This is a genomic window from Stenotrophomonas sp. P2112 (assembly GCF_041897515.1).
Taxonomy (GTDB): Bacteria; Pseudomonadota; Gammaproteobacteria; order Xanthomonadales; family Xanthomonadaceae; genus Stenotrophomonas; species Stenotrophomonas sepilia.
This window is the reverse complement of the sequence record NZ_CP169216.1, coordinates 903878-921138: the sequence shown is the minus strand read 5'-3', so window position 1 is coordinate 921138 and position 17261 is coordinate 903878. Positions and strand designations below refer to the sequence as shown.

The 17261-nt window shown below is 67.0% G+C and carries 15 protein-coding genes; 3 read left to right on the top strand and 12 right to left on the bottom strand.

The window, feature by feature from the left end; translation table 11 throughout:
• Positions 1–57: 57 nt before the first annotated feature.
• The gene (locus ACEPA4_RS04270; protein WP_065179517.1) at positions 58–1311 is read right to left on the bottom strand and encodes a M12 family metallo-peptidase; all 1254 of its coding nucleotides are present in this window, start codon (positions 1309–1311) and stop codon (positions 58–60) included.
• 225 nt (positions 1312–1536) lie between these two features.
• Between ACEPA4_RS04270 and ACEPA4_RS04265 the strand changes: the two genes are divergently transcribed.
• On the top strand, positions 1537–2994 hold the full coding sequence (locus ACEPA4_RS04265) for a phospholipase effector Tle1 domain-containing protein (RefSeq protein ID WP_164093292.1): 1458 nt from the start codon (positions 1537–1539) through the stop codon (positions 2992–2994).
• Between the two features lie 64 nt (positions 2995–3058).
• Here ACEPA4_RS04265 and ACEPA4_RS04260 read toward each other — a convergent pair whose 3' ends face one another.
• From ACEPA4_RS04260 to ACEPA4_RS04230, 7 genes are all read right to left on the bottom strand, one after another.
• A complete protein-coding gene (locus ACEPA4_RS04260; RefSeq protein ID WP_065179519.1) occupies positions 3059–3883 on the bottom strand; it encodes a ferritin-like domain-containing protein in 825 nt (274 codons plus the stop codon).
• 9 nt (positions 3884–3892) lie between these two features.
• Complete coding sequence (gene purF, locus ACEPA4_RS04255) at positions 3893–5359, bottom strand: amidophosphoribosyltransferase (protein ID WP_065185785.1); 1467 nt, start codon at positions 5357–5359, stop codon at positions 3893–3895.
• Between the two features lie 30 nt (positions 5360–5389).
• The gene (locus ACEPA4_RS04250; RefSeq protein ID WP_065179521.1) at positions 5390–6169 is read right to left on the bottom strand and encodes a CvpA family protein; all 780 of its coding nucleotides are present in this window, start codon (positions 6167–6169) and stop codon (positions 5390–5392) included.
• A 46-nt stretch (positions 6170–6215) separates the two neighbouring features.
• Positions 6216–7259, bottom strand: a complete 1044-nt coding sequence (locus ACEPA4_RS04245; protein WP_069138935.1) for an SPOR domain-containing protein — start codon at positions 7257–7259, stop codon at positions 6216–6218.
• An 80-nt stretch (positions 7260–7339) separates the two neighbouring features.
• Positions 7340–8611 carry a bifunctional tetrahydrofolate synthase/dihydrofolate synthase gene (gene folC, locus ACEPA4_RS04240; RefSeq protein ID WP_139726769.1) on the bottom strand — a complete coding sequence of 424 codons (1272 nt, stop codon included), beginning with the start codon at positions 8609–8611 and terminating at the stop codon, positions 7340–7342.
• 41 nt (positions 8612–8652) lie between these two features.
• On the bottom strand, positions 8653–9297 hold the full coding sequence (locus ACEPA4_RS04235; RefSeq protein ID WP_005415444.1) for a histidine phosphatase family protein: 645 nt from the start codon (positions 9295–9297) through the stop codon (positions 8653–8655).
• Between the two features lie 200 nt (positions 9298–9497).
• Positions 9498–11660 carry a S46 family peptidase gene (locus ACEPA4_RS04230; RefSeq protein ID WP_262090386.1) on the bottom strand — a complete coding sequence of 721 codons (2163 nt, stop codon included), beginning with the start codon at positions 11658–11660 and terminating at the stop codon, positions 9498–9500.
• A 399-nt stretch (positions 11661–12059) separates the two neighbouring features.
• Here ACEPA4_RS04230 and tdh point away from each other — a divergent pair, with 399 nt between their 5' ends.
• The gene (gene tdh / locus ACEPA4_RS04225; protein ID WP_005415442.1) at positions 12060–13082 is read left to right on the top strand and encodes an L-threonine 3-dehydrogenase; all 1023 of its coding nucleotides are present in this window, start codon (positions 12060–12062) and stop codon (positions 13080–13082) included.
• A gap of 180 nt (positions 13083–13262) precedes the next feature.
• Here tdh and ACEPA4_RS04220 read toward each other — a convergent pair whose 3' ends face one another.
• A complete protein-coding gene (locus tag ACEPA4_RS04220) occupies positions 13263–13958 on the bottom strand; it encodes a TorF family putative porin (RefSeq protein ID WP_164093295.1) in 696 nt (231 codons plus the stop codon).
• Between the two features lie 205 nt (positions 13959–14163).
• Between ACEPA4_RS04220 and kbl the strand changes: the two genes are divergently transcribed.
• Positions 14164–15372 carry a glycine C-acetyltransferase gene (gene kbl / locus ACEPA4_RS04215; RefSeq protein WP_005415440.1) on the top strand — a complete coding sequence of 403 codons (1209 nt, stop codon included), beginning with the start codon at positions 14164–14166 and terminating at the stop codon, positions 15370–15372.
• An 83-nt stretch (positions 15373–15455) separates the two neighbouring features.
• Here kbl and ACEPA4_RS04210 read toward each other — a convergent pair whose 3' ends face one another.
• The 3 genes from ACEPA4_RS04210 to ACEPA4_RS04200 form a co-directional block, all read right to left on the bottom strand.
• Positions 15456–15791, bottom strand: a complete 336-nt coding sequence (locus ACEPA4_RS04210) for a hypothetical protein (RefSeq protein ID WP_262090384.1) — start codon at positions 15789–15791, stop codon at positions 15456–15458.
• An 84-nt stretch (positions 15792–15875) separates the two neighbouring features.
• Positions 15876–16682, bottom strand: a complete 807-nt coding sequence (locus ACEPA4_RS04205) for a pseudouridine synthase (protein WP_171957859.1) — start codon at positions 16680–16682, stop codon at positions 15876–15878.
• A gap of 20 nt (positions 16683–16702) precedes the next feature.
• Entirely contained in the window at positions 16703–17209 is a 507-nt protein-coding gene (locus ACEPA4_RS04200; RefSeq protein WP_005408235.1) for a hypothetical protein, read from the bottom strand.
• Between the last annotated feature and the right edge of the window lie 52 nt (positions 17210–17261).

Sequence of the window (17261 nt, the reverse complement as noted above, 5' to 3'; positions counted from 1 at the left end):
CTACCCGAGCCGGTGAACGCGCCCGGGTAGACGCCGCCGCTTGGTCGGCGCTTGGCCTCAGCGGAAGGCCGCGATGGTGGCCTTGGTGTTGACCAGCACGCGCTGGTTGTCAGCGGTACTGGCATTGCCCATCGGGATGCCGTTGTAGCTGATGTTCGGGTTGGACCAGTAGTTCAGGCGCGGGCAGCTGCGGGTGCAGTTATAGGCCATGATAGTGCGCCAGCCGGTGCCGCTGGACGGCTCATAGCGGTAGCCGTGGCCATAGGTGTAGGGCGATGTGCTCGGGTCGGTGGCGATGTCATGCCGCGCGCTCTGCAGGTGGCCGATCTCATGCGCGAATGAGTAGTAGCCGGTCGCGCAATCCCAGTACACCGCCGCGAACGCCGTCGACGCGGTAGAGCCGATCCCCGAGGCCAGGCCGCAGTAGGCACTGTTGTTGATCAGCAGCACGCCGACATCGGCCGCAGTGGTGTTGCGGCTGGTGTGGATGCTGTCCATGTAGCCGTCGCTGGTGCCACGGAAACGCGACAGGTCGGTGGTGAAGTTGCCAGACTCGCTGTAGCTGGTGGTCTCGTAACCGGCCAGTTGCAGCGTCAGGCCGACGTTGCTGTTGCCGTAGCCCTGGTTGGACTCGGCCACCGCCAGCTGCACCAGCGACTGCATGTTGCCGCCATAGGCGGCGACGGCGGCATTGGTCGCTACCACCAGCACACGGATGGTCGCCGGCGTACCGGACGATGCCTGCGCGATGCCGATGCGATCGTTGTTGCCCATCGGGATCTTCGGCAGCTGGTTGTAGTCGGCCGGATGGTCGGCCGGCATCCGCGATTCATCCACTTCCACCAGCACGTGGCGGTTGCCCAACGGGCGCAGGCGATACAGCTTTCCATCCTTGCGGATCGAGCCGGTGACGGTGTCGCCCGAGCGCACCAGGATCAGCGAATTGCCGGGGTCGTCCTGGCCGTTGGAGGTGGCCGCGGTCAGTTTGTCCGAGGGCGAACGGAACTGGCCGTACCAGATGCTGCCGCCATCGGGCAGTGCTTCGACCTTGCTGCGCACCGCCTGCACCCGCCGGCCGAGCAGTTCGAATTCCAGCTGCGGTTGTGCAGTAGCTGCTGCATCGACACGCACTTCCTGTACCGTCGCCGTGGACGGGGTGGCCAGCAGCTTGCCCAGTGCGGGCTCGCTGTTTGCCGATGCGCGGCTGATGACCGTCACCGGCTCGAACAACGGTGCCGCATGCGCGGCCGCTGCCACCGACAAACCCAACACCAGGCCACCTGCCGCTTTGCCAATCGATCTGGACAACATTGCGTCGCTCCTTGAATGATGTGAACAGCGTTGATGCAGCACGACCCGGTGTGCCGGGTCTGGTCATATGGCCTGCGCGGGTCGTGTGAATTCAATAGGCGAGAGAAGTGAAAATCAGGATTTGTGATCGACCGCATCTGGGTTAAGTAAGGTCAAAAGCGTTACTACACGTCGCTAACACACCGCTTTCGCGCTACCGTGACGCAGCCACGACGGGGAATGCACATGGCACCATCGCAGGACACGGACGAAGATGTCGGCTTGCTGCGGATCGGGCTGTTCTTCGATGGCACCCGCAACAACGCACACAACCTGGCCCGTGGCAGGCCCCAGCTGCCGCAGCCGCGCCCGGCGCAGCTGCGTGCGGATGACGATTCGACCTACCAGAGCCGGTTGACCAGCAGCTACGACAATGGCCTGACCAACATCGCCCGCCTGCAGCAGCTGTACCCGGACAGCCGCAGCGGGACATCGGCGCCCCCGTCCCTGTCGATCTACGTGGAAGGTGTCGGTACCCGCGATGACGCCGACGACGACCTGATCGGACTGGCGTTCGGCATTGGCGCCAGCGGTGTGCGCGCCAAAGTGCAGCGTGCGCTGCAGGTGCTGCTGCCGGCGGCACTGGGTGCACTCGCTGCACGCTGGCAGCGACCACTGCGTGGCGTGCAGCTGGATCTGTTCGGCTTTTCACGGGGTGCGGCCGCCGCGCGCGATGTGGCCAACCAGTTGCAGGCCTGGGATCGCACCCGCTGGCGGCAGCTATTGCAGGCCGCTGGCCTCTCCTGCACAACGGACTTCGCCCCGGCCGCTCCGCCGCTGCGCTTCATCGGCCTGTTCGACACGGTGGTTGCGGTCAGCGGTGGCCGCACCGACGAACAACCTCATCTCGCGCTGCATGCAGGCGTTGCCAGGCAGGTGCTGCAACTGAGCGCGCGTGACGAGCATCGCCAGCACTATCCATTGACCAGCGTGGCGCCAACGTTCACCGAGATCGCCCTGCCCGGCGTACACGCCAACATCGGCGGCGGCTACAACCAGCTCGAAGAAGGGCCCAAGCTGCTCAGTCGCCCGCGCCGGCAGCTGCTGCGCCGCCCGAGCGTGGCCGAGTACCAGACGCCACCGCTGGCGATCCTGCAGGCGACCACGGCCTACGCCGAGGCGCAGGCCGACGCCGAGCGCTGGCGGCAGCAGTTGGGCCTGGACGAAAAGGAAGTCTGGGTGGATGTCTGGCACCAGTGGCAGCAACAGCGTCGCGCCGGCAGCCGCAGCGTAGTGCTGTCACCGGTGCTGTACGTGACGGCGGCCGTGGTGTTGCGCCGGCGCATCGACTGGCGCTACCAGCTGATCGCGCTTCAGGTGATGCAGCAGCATGCCATCGATGCCGGCGTGCGATGGACGGCCAATGCCAACGCAGTCCCCGGCTGGGAGCTGCCGTCCGCCCTGCAACCCATCGCACGACGACTGGTGGCCGGACAGCCACTGACGCAAACCCAGGAGGCGCTGTTGCGGCGGCGTTACCTGATGCAGTCGGCGCACTGGAACTTCGACGCGCTGGGCGACACCGCACTGACCTACGCCGCCGATGCCGGCGTCAGCGAGCTGCCGTACCGGCCGGGCCCCGGCCTGTTCTACATCAACCGGCCAACGGTGGATGGCAAGCGCGTGGTACTGCCGAACGCATGAAAAAGGGGACGGAGGGATCAAGTCGTTTTGGCACAAACGACTTGATCCCTCCGTCCCCTTTTCTTCAACCGGCCTGCTCGACCAGGTTGGCGAGTTCGTCCGCATCGAATCCGGCCAGCAGGCGCGCTTCCATGTTGAACGGCCCGTGCAGGTAGCCGCCGGCGTACTCCACCAGCAGCTCCTTGAAACGCGTGCGCGGCTCGGCACCGGCGCGGTCGCAGTACCAGCGATACCAGCGCGAACCGGCGGCAACATGCGCCACTTCCTCACGCAGGATCACCTCCAGCACATCGGCGGTTTCGCCATCGCCGACATTGCGCAGCTTCTCGATCATGCCCGGGGTGACGTCCAGGCCACGCGCTTCCAGCACGCGCGGCACCAGCGCCATGCGCGCCAGGCCGTCATGCGCGGTCTTTTCGCACATTTCCCACAGACCGTTGTGTGCGGGGAAATCCGCATAGTCGTGGCCATGCACCTGCAGGCGCTCGCGCAGCAGCATGAAATGCCGCGATTCGTCATCGGCACAGCTGACCCAATCAGCATGGAACGCCGACGGCAGGCCCCGGAACCGGTACACCGCGTCCCAGGCCAGGTCGATCGCGTTGAGCTCGATATGGGCAATCGCGTGGATGAAGGCAGCCCGCCCTTCCACGCCACCCAGTCCACGCCGTGGCACCTCGCGCGGATGCACCAGCACCAGTCGTCCCGGACGACCCGGCATGCAGATCGGATCCGGCGGCGGCGCATCCGCGGCCACCTTCAGGCGGCCGGCACGGAACGCGGCCGCATACGCCTGGGTCAATGCGACCTTGCGCAGCGGATCGGCTTCAGCCAGGCACTGCTGCGCAGCGCGCAGCAGGTCGCCACCAACGTCGGGCACATCCACCACGCCTGATCCTTAGGCGCGGCGCTTGTGCTTGGCATCGTCCGAACGCAACTGCTGGATGCGCTCGAAGTAGCCCGGCTCGATACCGGTCGGGTAGTGGCCGTTGAAGCAGGACGAATCGAAGCTGCGCAGCGCCGGGTTGCCTTCGCTCACCGCCGCTTCCATGTCTTCCAGGTCCTGGTAGATCAGCCAGTCGCAGCCCAGGTGGGCCTCGATCTCTTCCACCGTGCGGTTGTGCGCGACCAGCTCTTCGGCCGCCGGCATGTCGATGCCGTAGATATTCGGGTAACGCACCGGCGGCGCGGCGCTGGCCAGGTAGACCTTGCGCGCGCCGGCATCACGGGCCATCTGCACGATCTGCTGGCTGGTGGTGCCACGCACGATCGAATCGTCCACCAGCAGCACCACGCGGTTGCGGAACTCCAGGTGGATCGGGTTGAGCTTGCGGCGCACCGACTTCACGCGTTCACCCTGCCCCGGCATGATGAAGGTGCGGCCGATGTAGCGGTTCTTGATGAAGCCTTCGCGGTACTTCACCCCGAGCACATTGGAGATCTCCAGCGCGGCATCGCGCGAGGTATCCGGGATCGGGATGATGGTGTCGATGTCGTGGTCCGGGCGCAGGCGCAGGATCTTCTCGCCCAGCTTGATGCCCATGCGCATGCGTGCCTTGTGCACCGAGACGTTGTCGATCATCGAATCCGGTCGCGCGAAGTACACGTATTCGAAGATGCACGGGGTGTGCTCGGCCGGCTCGGCGCAGATTTCCGAGAACAGCTCGCCGCGCGCGGTGATCACCAGCGCTTCGCCCGGCTGCACGTCACGCACGCGCTGGAAACCCAGCACGTCCAGCGCGGCCGACTCGGACGCCACGATGTACTCCTCGCCTTCTGCGTGGCTGCGCTTGCCCAGCACCAGCGGGCGGATGCCATGCGGGTCGCGGAAGGCCACCAGGCCCAGGCCCAGCACCACGCTGACCACTGCATAGCCGCCCTTGCAGCGGCGATGCACGCCGGCCACCGCGCGGATCGCGGCTTCCGGGCTGAGCTGGCGCTGCTGCTCCAGTTCGTAGGCAAACACGTTCAACAGCACTTCGCTGTCCGAATCGGTGTTGACGTTGCGCCGGTCCTGTTCGAACACCTGCTGGCGCAGCGCCTCGGTGTTGATCAGGTTGCCGTTGTGGGCCAGCGCGATGCCGTACGGTGAATTCACGTAGAACGGCTGTGCCTCGTCCATGCCTTCCGAACCTGCCGTCGGATAGCGCACGTGCGCGATGCCGACGCTGCCTTCCAGCGTGGACATGGTGCGAGCGTCGAACACATCGCGGACCAGGCCGGTGGCCTTCTGCACCCGCAGGCGGCTGCCATTGGCGGTGGCGATACCTGCCGCGTCCTGGCCGCGGTGCTGGAGAACGGTCAAGCCGTCATACAACTGCCCGGCGACGTTCTGGTTGCCGACGATTCCGACGATGCCACACATGGTGCGAGGTCTCCGCTGGGCTGTGCCCAGTTACAAGGAAGGTGGCCGTACCTGGCCGCGGTGGTCGCCGCGCCTGCGGTCGACATTGGCCGGATCGTCCGGCTCGATACTGTCCGGCAGTGCTGGGGCGTCCGGGCGCACTTCGGCCGGATCGTATGCATCGCCCTGTTCCGCTTTCGCAGGCCGCAGCCATCCGCTGCCTGCCACTACCTGGTTGAGGATGCCATTATCGCCTGCCGCGCCCGGCTTTCCCAACCCGGCGCCTGCGTTCTTCCCCAATTCCATCAATGCAGATGGGGACAGCATGTCGGTCGGCAAGGCCTTGGGCAGCATATCGGCGCCCGGTACCTGCCAGCGCGGCAGCTTCCCGTTCATCCAGGTCACGGCCGGATTCAGCACCGGGCGAACCGCCGAGCGCTTCCAGGAGGGCTCGGCAGCCAGCGGGGTGAAGCCGGCCAGCAGCACCAGGATCGCCGCGATCAGGCCACCACGCACGGCACCCAGTACACCGCCCAGCAACCGGTCCAGGCTGGTCAGCATGCTGCGGTGGATCATCGCCTTGATGACCATGCCGATCACCGCGACCACGATCATCACGCCAATGCCCACGCCCAGGTAGCCGCCGACGAAATGTTCGCCGCCAGGTGCGGCGGGCGCCGCCCACCAGCGCGCGGCATCGCTGCCGAAGGCGAAGGCCGCCCACGCGGCCAGCAGCCACGACAACGTGCCGATGACGATTCCCACGAAGCCACGCAGCATCCCGAGCAGGGTCGAGGCGGCGATCACGATCAGCAGCACCACGTCGATCATGGCGCCCCGCTCCTTCGGCGGCGCTGGCAACGGGCCTGCGCGTCGGTCATGGGTGCGGTCGGACCATGCCGGCGACGCCAACCTTGGCGGCGACCTGCGCCTTCAGCTGTTCGGCGTCAGCCCGGTTGGCCACCGGTCCGACACGGACGCGATGCAGGGTGCCCTTTTCGGTACGCACCTGCTCGACGAAGGCGCTGAAGCCGGCAGCACGGACCTTGTCACGCAGCGCATTGGCATCGCTGGCCTGGCCGAACGCGCCCAGCTGCACGGCGAAGCCGACGCCGCTGGCCGCCGGTGCAGCCGGCGTGGCCGGTGCCGTCGCCGGCTTGCTGGCGGTGGCCTCCGGCTTCGGCTCGGGCTTCGGGGTTTCGGGCTTCGGCGCCGGCTTCGGCGGCTCGGGCTTGGCCGCCGGAGTGGCCGTCGCAGTCGGCGTACTCGGCGGCAGGCTTTCGCTACGCACCGGGTTGCTGCTGGCGGACGGCGAGGTGGCTGCGGACGGGGTACTGGCGCTTGGCGTAGCCGGTGCCGGGGTAGCTGCCACCGGGGCGCTGCTGCCCGTAGCGGCATCCAGAGTGATCACTTCGGCCTTCACATCGGCGCGGATCTTCACCGCCTGCAGCCGGGCCGCCTCGGCCTGTGCACGGTCGGCATACGGCCCCACGCGCACACGCCATGCCTGACGGCCGTTGATGGTAGTCGCTTCTGCGAAGCCCGGCAGCTGCGAGCGCTGCAGGTAGGCGATCACGGCATCGGCGTCGGCCTTGCTGCCGTATGCGCCGAAAGTGACGGCGTAGTTGCCAGCGGCAACCGCCGGGGACGTGTCCACGGTCGGCGGCGTGGCCGGCGTGGCGGCCTCCTGCAGCGGCTTGGCCTGCCCGGTCTGCAGGCCGGTAGCCCCACCGGCCGGGGCCACCAGCGGCAGTTCACGGGTTTCGAACTGGCCATCGGCCGGTGCATCCGGCGCGGCGATCGGCACCGAGGCCACGCCGCTGTCCGGTGCAGGCCCCTTGACCAGCATCGGCAGGAAAATCACGGCCAGTGCAACCAGCACGATGGCACCAATCAGACGCTGTTTCAGAGGCGTATCCACGTGAGGCGGCAACTGTCCGGAGGTTGCGGTCGATTATACGGGTGCCGGACCGGACGGCGTCGGGATTGGCTGAACGTGGCTCAGGCGCTGCCCTGCAACCACTGCAACGCGGCGGCAGCGGTATGGAAGGAGCCAAACACCAGTACGCGGTCACCGCGCTCGGCCCGGGCCAGTACCTGCGCCAGCGCCTGTTCGACCGAAGCGGCCAGCTGCGCGCTGCCAGCAGCGGTCTCGGCCAGGCGCGCCTGCAACTGGGCGGCACTCTGGCCACGCGGGCCGTCCAGGCCGGCAAGGGTCCACTCGCCAACCACGCCCTGCAATGCCTGCACCACACCCGCCGCGTCCTTGTCCTGCAATGCGGCATACACCGCCAAGGTGCGCCCGGCCGACGCCTCGGCCTTCAGCGCGCGCGCCAGCTGGCCCGCCGCCTGCGGGTTATGCCCGACGTCGACGCGGATCTGCACACCGCCACGCTCGAACGCCTGCAGGCGGCCCGGAATGCGCGCCGCCGCGATACCGGCGGCCCACGCCGCGCGCGGCACCGGCTTGTCCAGCGCGCGCAGCGCGGCGATGGCCGCACCGGCATTGGCCAGCTGGATCGGGCCGGCCAGCGCCGGGGTCGGCAGCTCCATGCGCAGGCCGACGTCGCGCCAGCGCCAGCGCTGGGCGTCGATCGGCTCGTAGAAGTAATCGCTGCCGCCGCGGATCGCGTTGGCACCGACCAGGTAGGCACGCGCGAGCACGCTCGAGGGCGGGTCGGTCTCGCCCAGGATCACCGGCTTCCAGCCGCGGATGATGCCGGCCTTCTCGGTGCCGATCGCCTCGCGGTCCTCGCCCAGCCATTCGGCGTGGTCGATGTCCACGGTGGTGATCACCGCCACGTCGGCATCGACGATGTTGACCGCATCCAGGCGGCCGCCCAGGCCCACTTCCAGCACCGCCAGGTCCAGCCCGGCGTCGGCGAACAGCTGCAGCGCAGCCAGCGTGCCGTACTCGAAATAGGTCAGCGTGGTCTCGCCACGCGCGGCCTCGACCGCACTGAACGCAGCGACCAGCGCGGCATCGTCCACGTCCTGGCCGTCGATGCGCACGCGCTCGTTGTAGCGCAGCAGGTGCGGCGAGGTGTACGCGCCGACCTTCCAGCCGGCGGCACGTGCAATGGCTTCGATCAAGGCCACGGTGGAGCCCTTGCCGTTGGTGCCACCGACCACGATGGTGCGCTTGGCCGGCGCCCCCAGGCCCATCGCCGTGGCCACGGCGCGCACGCGCTCCAGGCCCATGTCGATGCTCGCCGGATGCTGGCGTTCAATGTAGTCCAGCCAGTCGGCCAGGGTGGTCGGGGTGTTCGTCACGGCAGCGGTTCCAGCAGAAGCAGTTGGTGCGAGGGGATCGATCAGAGTGCGCGGTGCTTGGCTTCGCCGAAGAACGGCGTGTGGTGGGCGCAGTCGTTCAGGCGCACCACTTCCAGGCTGTCAAGGTCGGCGCCTTCGAGCAGGTTGAGCGTGGTCGGTGCCTGGCGGAAGGTCCACAGGCGGGAGATCGGCAGGCCCAGCACCTTGCACAGGATCACGCGGTTCACCGCGTCATGGGCAACCACCAGCAGGGTGTCGTGCTCGCCGAGGCCGTCGGTGGCGCGGGCCAGGCCGCGCCAGCTGCGCTCCAGCACCAGGCGCAGCGATTCGCCGCCGGGCATCAGCACGGTATCCGGCTCCTCGCGCCAGGCCTGCAGGCGCGACGGATCCTTCTCGTGGATCTCGCTGGCCAGCAGCCCTTCCCATTCGCCGTGGGCGATTTCCTGCAGTTCCGGCTCGGTCAGCAGCATGTCGGCACGGGCGGCGCCAAGCGCCAGCTGCGCGGTGCGCTGCGCGCGCGACAGCGGCGAGGCGACGGCACGGGTGATGTCGACCGAGGCCAGGCGGGCACCCAGTGCCTGGGCCTGGGCTTCGCCGATCGGCGACAGCGGGATGTCGATCTGGCCCTGATAGCGGCCTTCGGCGTTCCACGGCGTTTCACCGTGGCGGGCAAGCAGGATGCGCATGCGTGCAAGGGGTCCTGGGGGGAGGAGGTTCCCGCGTTTCGTTCACATCCTGTGAAGTGCGCGGAACACGGATGATACCTGTTCGGCGCGCCGGGTCGGGGCGGGCATGAAAAAACCCCGCGACGTGGGTCGCGGGGTTTCGGAATTCCCGGCCATCGGGTCGGGTTTGCCGGCCAGCGGCCGGCACTACCGCAACCGGTTTATTTCGCCAGGTTCAGTTCCTTCAGCAGCTGCGGCGCCGGCGCCACTTCCTGCATGATCCACTGCATGTAGCGGCTGTCGACGGCGATCATGCGGGTCATCACCGGGTCGAACACCCAGTTGGAGCTGACCGATTCCCAGTTGCCGTCGAATGCCAGGCCGACCAGCCTGCCGTTGGCGTCCAGCACCGGCGAACCCGAGTTGCCGCCGGTGATGTCCAGGTTGGACAGGAAGTTCACCGGCACCGAACCGATGCGCTTGTCTTCCAGGCCGCCATAACGCTTGGCCTTGACCGCATCGAGCAGCGCCTTCGGCGAATCGAACGGATCTTCACCGGTTTCCTTCGCCGCCACGCCTTCCAGGGTGGTGAACGGGGTGTACTTCACGCCGTCCTTGCCGTAGCCCATGACGTTGCCGAAGGTGATGCGCAGCGACAGGTTGGCGTCCGGGTAGACGAACTCGCCCTGGCTCTTCTTGTAGTCGGCCACGGCCTGCAGGTACAGCGGACGCGCGGTCAGCGATTCACCTTCGCGGATCTTCTTCTGCTCTTCCTGCTTCAGCAGTGCCGGCATGACAGCCACGGCGTACTGGATGGCCGGATCGCTGCTGGCTTCGAATGCGGCACGGTCGGCCTTGAACCATTTCAGGCGTGCGTCCAGGCTGCCGAGCTCGGTGCCCGACAGCTTGCCCACCAGCGCCTTGACTGCGTTGGCATCGCTACCGGCCAGCCACTTGTTCAGCACTTCATTGTCGCGCTGCGCGGCCGGCAGGGCCACGTACTGCTCCAGCCAGTAGGCCTGCAGCTGCTGGTCCATCTTCGCCACATAGCGGCGGTCCATCTGCTTCAGGCCACCTTCAATGGTGGTCAGGTCGCGTTCCTGGTAACCGGCTTCGCGCTCGGCATCCGGTTTGCTGCGCTCGATCGACAGGCGGTACAGGGTGATTGCCGCACCAACGGCCGAGGTGTTGTTGAACTGACCAACGAACAGGTCGCGTTCGCGGGTCGACTTGCTGGTATCCAGATGCTTGACCAGCTGCGCATGTGCGGCCAGCGCCGGCTTGCCGGCAGCGCCCTGCTTCTTCAGCCACGCCAGCACGGCGGCTTCTTCCGCCTGTTTCTGGCCGGCGGCATCGATGCGCTTGAAGCCCTCCAGCTGGCCCAGGTAGTTCTTGGCCACGTTGTTCATGCTGGCGGCGGTGGCGGCGTACTTCACCTTGACGTCGGCGTCGGCCTTGCCGGCGTCGGCGATCATCTTGAGCACGGCGTTGTAGTGCTTGGCGATGGTCGGGTAGGTGAAGCTGGCGGTTTCGTTGAACTCACCGGCCAGCGCATAGCGGTTGGTGCGGCCCGGGTAGCCGGCCACCATCACGAAGTCGTCGGCGCCCAGCGGCTGGTCGGCGAACTTCAGGAAGTGCTTGGGCTGGTACGGCACGTTGTCGGCGGCGAAGGCGGCCGGCTTGCCATCCTTGCCGACGTAGGCGCGGTAGAACGAGAAATCGCCGGTGTGGCGCGGCCACATCCAGTTGTCGACGTCGCCGCCGAACTTGCCGACGCTGCCCGGGGGCGCGTAGACCAGGCGCACGTCCTTGATTTCCATGTTGCGGAACAGGCGATAGGTGTTGCCGCCGGAGAAGCTGTACAGGCGGCAGCGGAAGCCGGCATCGGCTTCACAGGCGGCAACCTGGGCCTTGTCGAAGGCGTCCAGCGCGCGACTGCGGGCCAGCGGGTCGTTGCCTGCGGCGGCGATGGCGGCCTTGGCCTGGGCGGTGACGTCGGTGATCTGGTCGAGCACGAACACGCGGGCGTTCGGGCCGGCGCTCAGTTCATCCTTCAGGGTCGGTGCGTTGAAGCCGTCCTTGATCAGGTTCTTCTGCGCGGTCGAATTGAGCTGGATGGCGCCATACGCGCAGTGGTGGTTGGTGACCACCAGGCCCTGCGGCGAGACGAAGCTGGCGGTGCAGCCCCCCAGCGCAACCACCGCACCCATCGGGTCACCGGTCAGGTTGGCCAGCTGCTCCGGGGACAGCTTCAGGCCGGCCTTCTGCAGCGGCCCGGCGATTTCCGGCAGCTGCTGCGGCACCCACATGCCTTCTGCGGCGTGGGCGACCTGGACCAGCCCAAGGCTGGCGACGATGGAGAATGCAAGCAGGTTCGAGCGCATGGAGCGGCCCCTGGTAGTGGAACCCTCGATTGTAGCCCGCTGCCCTGCCCCGGCCCGAACCCCGGAAGTCATGGGCCTACTTCTTGCTCTGCCATGCGCACGTCGGCCGCGCACATGGAATCGTCCAGAGGGGGCGTGGTCACCCTGGCCGGGACCGTTGGCGCCATGGATGGCGCCATCGAGCACCATGGATGGGCTTTTGCGTGTCCCGGCCAGGGTGACCACGCCCCCTCCCCCGGAATCAAGGAGGCGCTGCTGTTTGCAGCACGTTCGAAACGCCCGTCGGCGCACGCCTTTCGTTCCGCCAAAGCACCCGCAGCGCAACATGGGAAATCCGCGCGGCACCCTATAATCCGCGCTTTCCCCCTGATGAGTTCCACCCCGATGGCGCAGCAAACGATGAAGGCCCTGGTCAAGCGCGAAGCAGCCAAGGGCATCTGGATGGAAGAGGTTCCGGTGCCGACTCCGGGCCCCAACCAGGTGTTGATCAAGCTCGAGAAGACCGCGATCTGCGGTACCGACCTGCACATCTACCTGTGGGACGAGTGGAGCCAGCGCACGATCAAGCCGGGCCTGACCATCGGCCATGAATTTGTCGGCCGCATTGCCGAAATCGGCCCGGGCGTGACCGGCTACGAGATCGGCCAGCGCGTCTCGGCCGAAGGCCACATCGTCTGCGGCCACTGCCGCAACTGCCGCGGCGGCCGCCCGCACCTGTGCCCGAACACCGTCGGCATCGGCGTCAACGTCAATGGTGCCTTTGCCGAATACATGGTGATGCCGGCCAGCAACCTGTGGCCGATCCCGGACCAGATCCCGTCGGAGCTGGCCGCGTTCTTCGACCCGTACGGCAACGCAGCGCACTGCGCACTGGAATTCGACGTGATCGGTGAGGACGTGCTGATCACCGGCGCGGGCCCGATCGGCATCATCGCTGCCGGCATCTGCAAGCACATCGGTGCGCGCAACGTGGTGGTGACCGACGTCAACGACTTCCGCCTGAAGCTGGCCGCCGACATGGGCGCCACCCGGGTGGTCAACGTCGCCAACCAGTCGCTGAAGGACGTGATGAAGGAACTGCACATGGAGGGCTTCGATGTGGGCCTGGAAATGAGCGGCAACCCTCGTGCGTTCAACGACATGCTCGACTGCATGTACCACGGTGGCAAGATCGCCATGCTGGGCATCATGCCCAAGGGTGCCGGCTGCGACTGGGACAAGATCATCTTCAAGGGCCTGACCGTGCAGGGCATCTACGGCCGCAAGATGTACGAGACCTGGTACAAGATGACCCAGCTGGTGCTGTCCGGCTTCCCGCTCGGCAAGGTGATGACCCACCAGCTGCCGATCGACGACTTCCAGAAGGGTTTCGACCTGATGGAAGAAGGCAAGGCCGGCAAGGTCGTGCTCAGCTGGAATTGACCCGAAGGGTCAATTCCCCCGCATGTTTCCTTATCCCCGCGCCTTTGGCGCGCCCCCTTGAACAACAAGGGGGCTCTTCCCCAGATGGGATCAAGAACACTGCGGAATTGAAAAAGGCGCCCGATGGGCGCCTTTTTCGCAATGCGTGCCAGGCAAGCCTGGCACCTACCGAAGCAAGGGTTACTTGCCGACGGCCACGGTCAGCAGCACGCGGCTGTGTGCCAGCTTGCCGGAGTTGTCGCGGCCGTTGCCGTCGGTGCCGTAGTAGCCGAGGCCGACGTTGAACAGGCCGAACTGGCGTTCGACGCCGACGTTCCAGTCGGTGTAGTCCTTGGCGATGCCGTCCTCGAAGGTGCTGCGGCCGACGTTGGCATTCAGGGTGAAGTCCTTCGGCAGGCCCCAGCTGCCGCCCATGCCGAAGTACCAGCCATCGGTGCTGCTGTTCCAGACATCGTTGGTGTAGGCCACCGTCAGCTTGTAGGTCTCATCCAGCGTGGTGGTGGTCACCAGCTCGTTGTAGTTCTGGTTGCTGGCACCGATGTAGGTATAGCGGTTCAGCAGCACATCGAAGTTGACGCGCGGGGTGACGTCCACGCCGTAACCGATCTGGTAGTCGACCTCGGTGTTCGGGTCGCCCGGACCAAAGTCCACGCCCGACCCCCAGACACCGGCATACAGGCCTACCGGCGAGGTGTAGGTGAAACCGGCCTGCAGGGTCGGCTTTTCGTCGGTCTGCGAGACACCACGGAACAGGTAGTCCGACACGGCGGTGACGTTCCAGCTGTACGGCGATTCGTTTTCCTGGGCACTGGCGGCGAACGGGGCAGCCAGGGTCAAGGCAGCGGCAATGGCGAGGCAGGCACGGGCGTGCTTCATGAGCGTCTCCGGTGGGGGCGGTGGCGTGGAAGGCCGAGGGCGGGCGTATCGGCCGGAACGGGACAGCTCCGGTTCACGAATTTTTAACCACTTTGCTATTGCGATGCAACATGTGCCGGCCGTGGCGATGCCCCGCCCGGGCCGGTCGGCAAGCGGCGATGCCCGGTAGAATCAGCGGTTTCCCGTTCAGAGCCGCGCCCACGCCATGACCGACGCCTCCTCCGCCCTGACCCGCCACTACGCCGAGGAACTGGACGCCATCCGCGCCCAGGGCCTGTTCAAGTCCGAGCGGATCATCACCAGCCCGCAGTCTGCCGAGATCACTCTCGACGATGGCCGCAAGGTGCTGAACTTCTGCGCCAACAACTACCTGGGCCTGGCCGATCACCCGGACCTGATCCAGGCCGCCAAGGATGCGCTGGATACCCACGGCTTCGGCATGGCCTCGGTGCGCTTCATCTGCGGCACGCAGGACCTGCACAAGCAGCTGGAAAAGCAGATCGCCGACTTCTTCGGCAAGCAGGACACCATCCTGTACGCGGCCTGCTTCGACGCCAACGGCGGCCTGTTCGAGCCGCTGCTTGGCGAGAACGACGCGATCATTTCCGATGCACTGAACCATGCTTCGATCATCGACGGCGTGCGCCTGTGCAAGGCCAAGCGCTTCCGCTACGCCAACTGTGACATGGCCGATCTGGAAGCCCAGCTGCAGGCCGCCGATGCCGCCGGCTGCAAGACCAAGCTGATCACCACCGACGGCGTTTTCTCGATGGATGGCTTCATCGCGCCGCTGGACGAGATCACCGCGCTGGCAAAGAAGTACAACGCCCTGGTGCACATCGACGAATGCCACGCCACCGGCTTCCTTGGCGCCACCGGCCGCGGCTCGGCCGAAGTGAAGGGGGTGCTGGAGAAGATCGACATCATCACCGGCACTCTGGGCAAGGCCATGGGCGGCGCACTGGGCGGCTTCACCTGCGCCAGCGCCGAGGTGATCGAACTGCTGCGCCAGCGCTCGCGCCCGTACCTGTTCTCCAACTCGCTGCCGCCGCACGTGGTGGCCGCCGGCATCAAGGCGTTCGAAATGCTGGCTGCCGCTGACGACCTGCGCAGCACCCTGGCCGAGAACACCGCCTACTTCCGCGAGAAGATGACCGCCGCCGGTTTCGACGTGAAGCCGGGCGTGCATCCGATCAGCCCGGTGATGCTGTATGACGCACCGTTGGCGCAGAAGTTCGCCGAGCGCCTGCTGGAAGAAGGCATCTACGCGATCGGCTTCTTCTTCCCGGTGGTGCCCAAGGGCCAGGCCCGCATCCGTACCCAGATCAGCGCCGCGCACAGCCGCGAGCACCTGGACCGGGCGATTGATGCGTTCACCCGCATCGGTGTCGAACTGGGCGTGGTCAAGGGATGATCCCAGCGGTCAAAGCGTGCCGACCAAGGTCGGCACCTACCGCAGCTTGATGGCGTGCCGACCGAGGTCGGCACCCACTGGCGTCACTTCTTTTTCTTCTTGCCCTTCGGCTCGTCCTTGCTGGCCACCACCACCGGCTTGGCGGCGGCATCCTGGCCATTGCCCTTGGCTACGCGGATACCGTTGGCCTTCATCCAGGCATCGAACTCATCGGCGGTCATCTTCTTGTCGCCGTTGCTCATCAGGAAGCGGTAACTGCCGCGACCATCCAACTCCGGGGTCTTCACTTCCACCACCGGGGTCTCGGCAGGCATTTCCGCCTTGGCCACCTTCTTGTGGCCGCCGCAGGCGGCCAGCAGCACCATCGGCAGCAGCAGGCCTGCACAGCGCAGGGTTTGATTGAGGGTCGGGTGGTACATGGCAGGCTCCGTTCGGGAATGTCGACAGCCAGGCGCCCCCTACGCCTGGAACGGCGGCCGGCAACTGCCGGCCACGGGCGATGATCAGCCCGGTGCAGCGGCCCCCAGCCGCTGCTGGTCGCTGACCTGCAGAACCCGCCACTGGCCCTTGCCGAGATCGCCGAGCACCAGCCCACCGATCGCGACCCGGACCAGGCGCAGCACCTGCAGGTCGAAGGCCGCCAACAGGCGGCGGATATGGCGGTTGCGGCCCTCGTCGAGGACCACCTCCAGCCATGCGGTCTTGTCGCCACTGCGCAGTACGCGCACGGCACGGGCGGCGAGGAGCTCGCCCGCGTCTTCGACACCGGCGCGCAGCGCGGCCAGGGTGTCCTCATCGGGCAGACGATCCACCTGCACGTGATAGGTCTTCTGCGGGCCGGTCTCCGGATCGGTCAGGTGCGCCGCCCACTGCGGATCATTGCTGAACAACAGCAAGCCTTCGCTGGCCTTGTCCAGGCGCCCGACCGGCGCGATCCACGGCAGGCCGGCACCATCGAAGCAGCGATACACGGTGTCGCGACCACGCTCGTCCTGCGCCGTGGTGACCACCCCGCGCGGCTTGTTGAGCATCAGGTACAGGCGCTGCGGCGCCCCCATCGGCTGGCCGTCGACCTCGATCGGCGGGGGCGGACTGGCAATCGGGAACTCGGGATCACGAACGATGCGGCCGGACACGCGTACGCGGCCCTCGGCAATCCAGCGCGCGGCCTCGCTGCGCGAGCACACCCCCGCCTTGGACAGCACGCGCGCCAGGCCATGGCGCACGCCACTGGAGACATCCGGAGTCGCACGCCCACGCGGTGCGCGGGAGCGGGCGGCGGGGGCGGCAGGTGGGCGGCGCGTGCGCAAGCCTCTGCTCCCCGCGGCGCTTACTTCTTGTCGACCGGCTTGGTCTCAGCCGGTGCTTCGGCCGGGGCCGGAGTGGCGGCCGGAGCCGGACGCGCCTTGACCACGCGAACGCCGCGCGCCTTCATCCAGGCGTCGAACTCTTCGGCGGTCATGCGCTTGCCGTTCTGGCTCATGTCGAAGCGCCAGGGCGTGTTGTCGAATTCGGTCTGCGGCTTGTAGGCCGCCGGATCGTTCGGCTTCACCGCCGGTGCGCTCGGAATGGCCTTGGCGATGTTCTGGCAGCCGTCGATGCGCAGGCGCTGCAGCACCTGGTCCAGCGACTGCGACGGATCGTAGTTGCTGCTCAGCACACCGGCCGGCATGCCCAGCTGGTTGCCACGGATGTACAGCTCGTCGGCCACTGGCGCGATGGTCGTGGCCGGCAACGGCAGCGGCGAGGCGCTGGTGTTGACCGAGCAATCGACCGCAGCGTGGGCGGCGGGAACCAGGGCCAGCGCCAGGACGGCGGCCGATGCAGAGCGCAGCATGAGGGGCATCCACGGAAGGAAGTGACGCGGCGAGTTTAGCAATGCCGCGTCA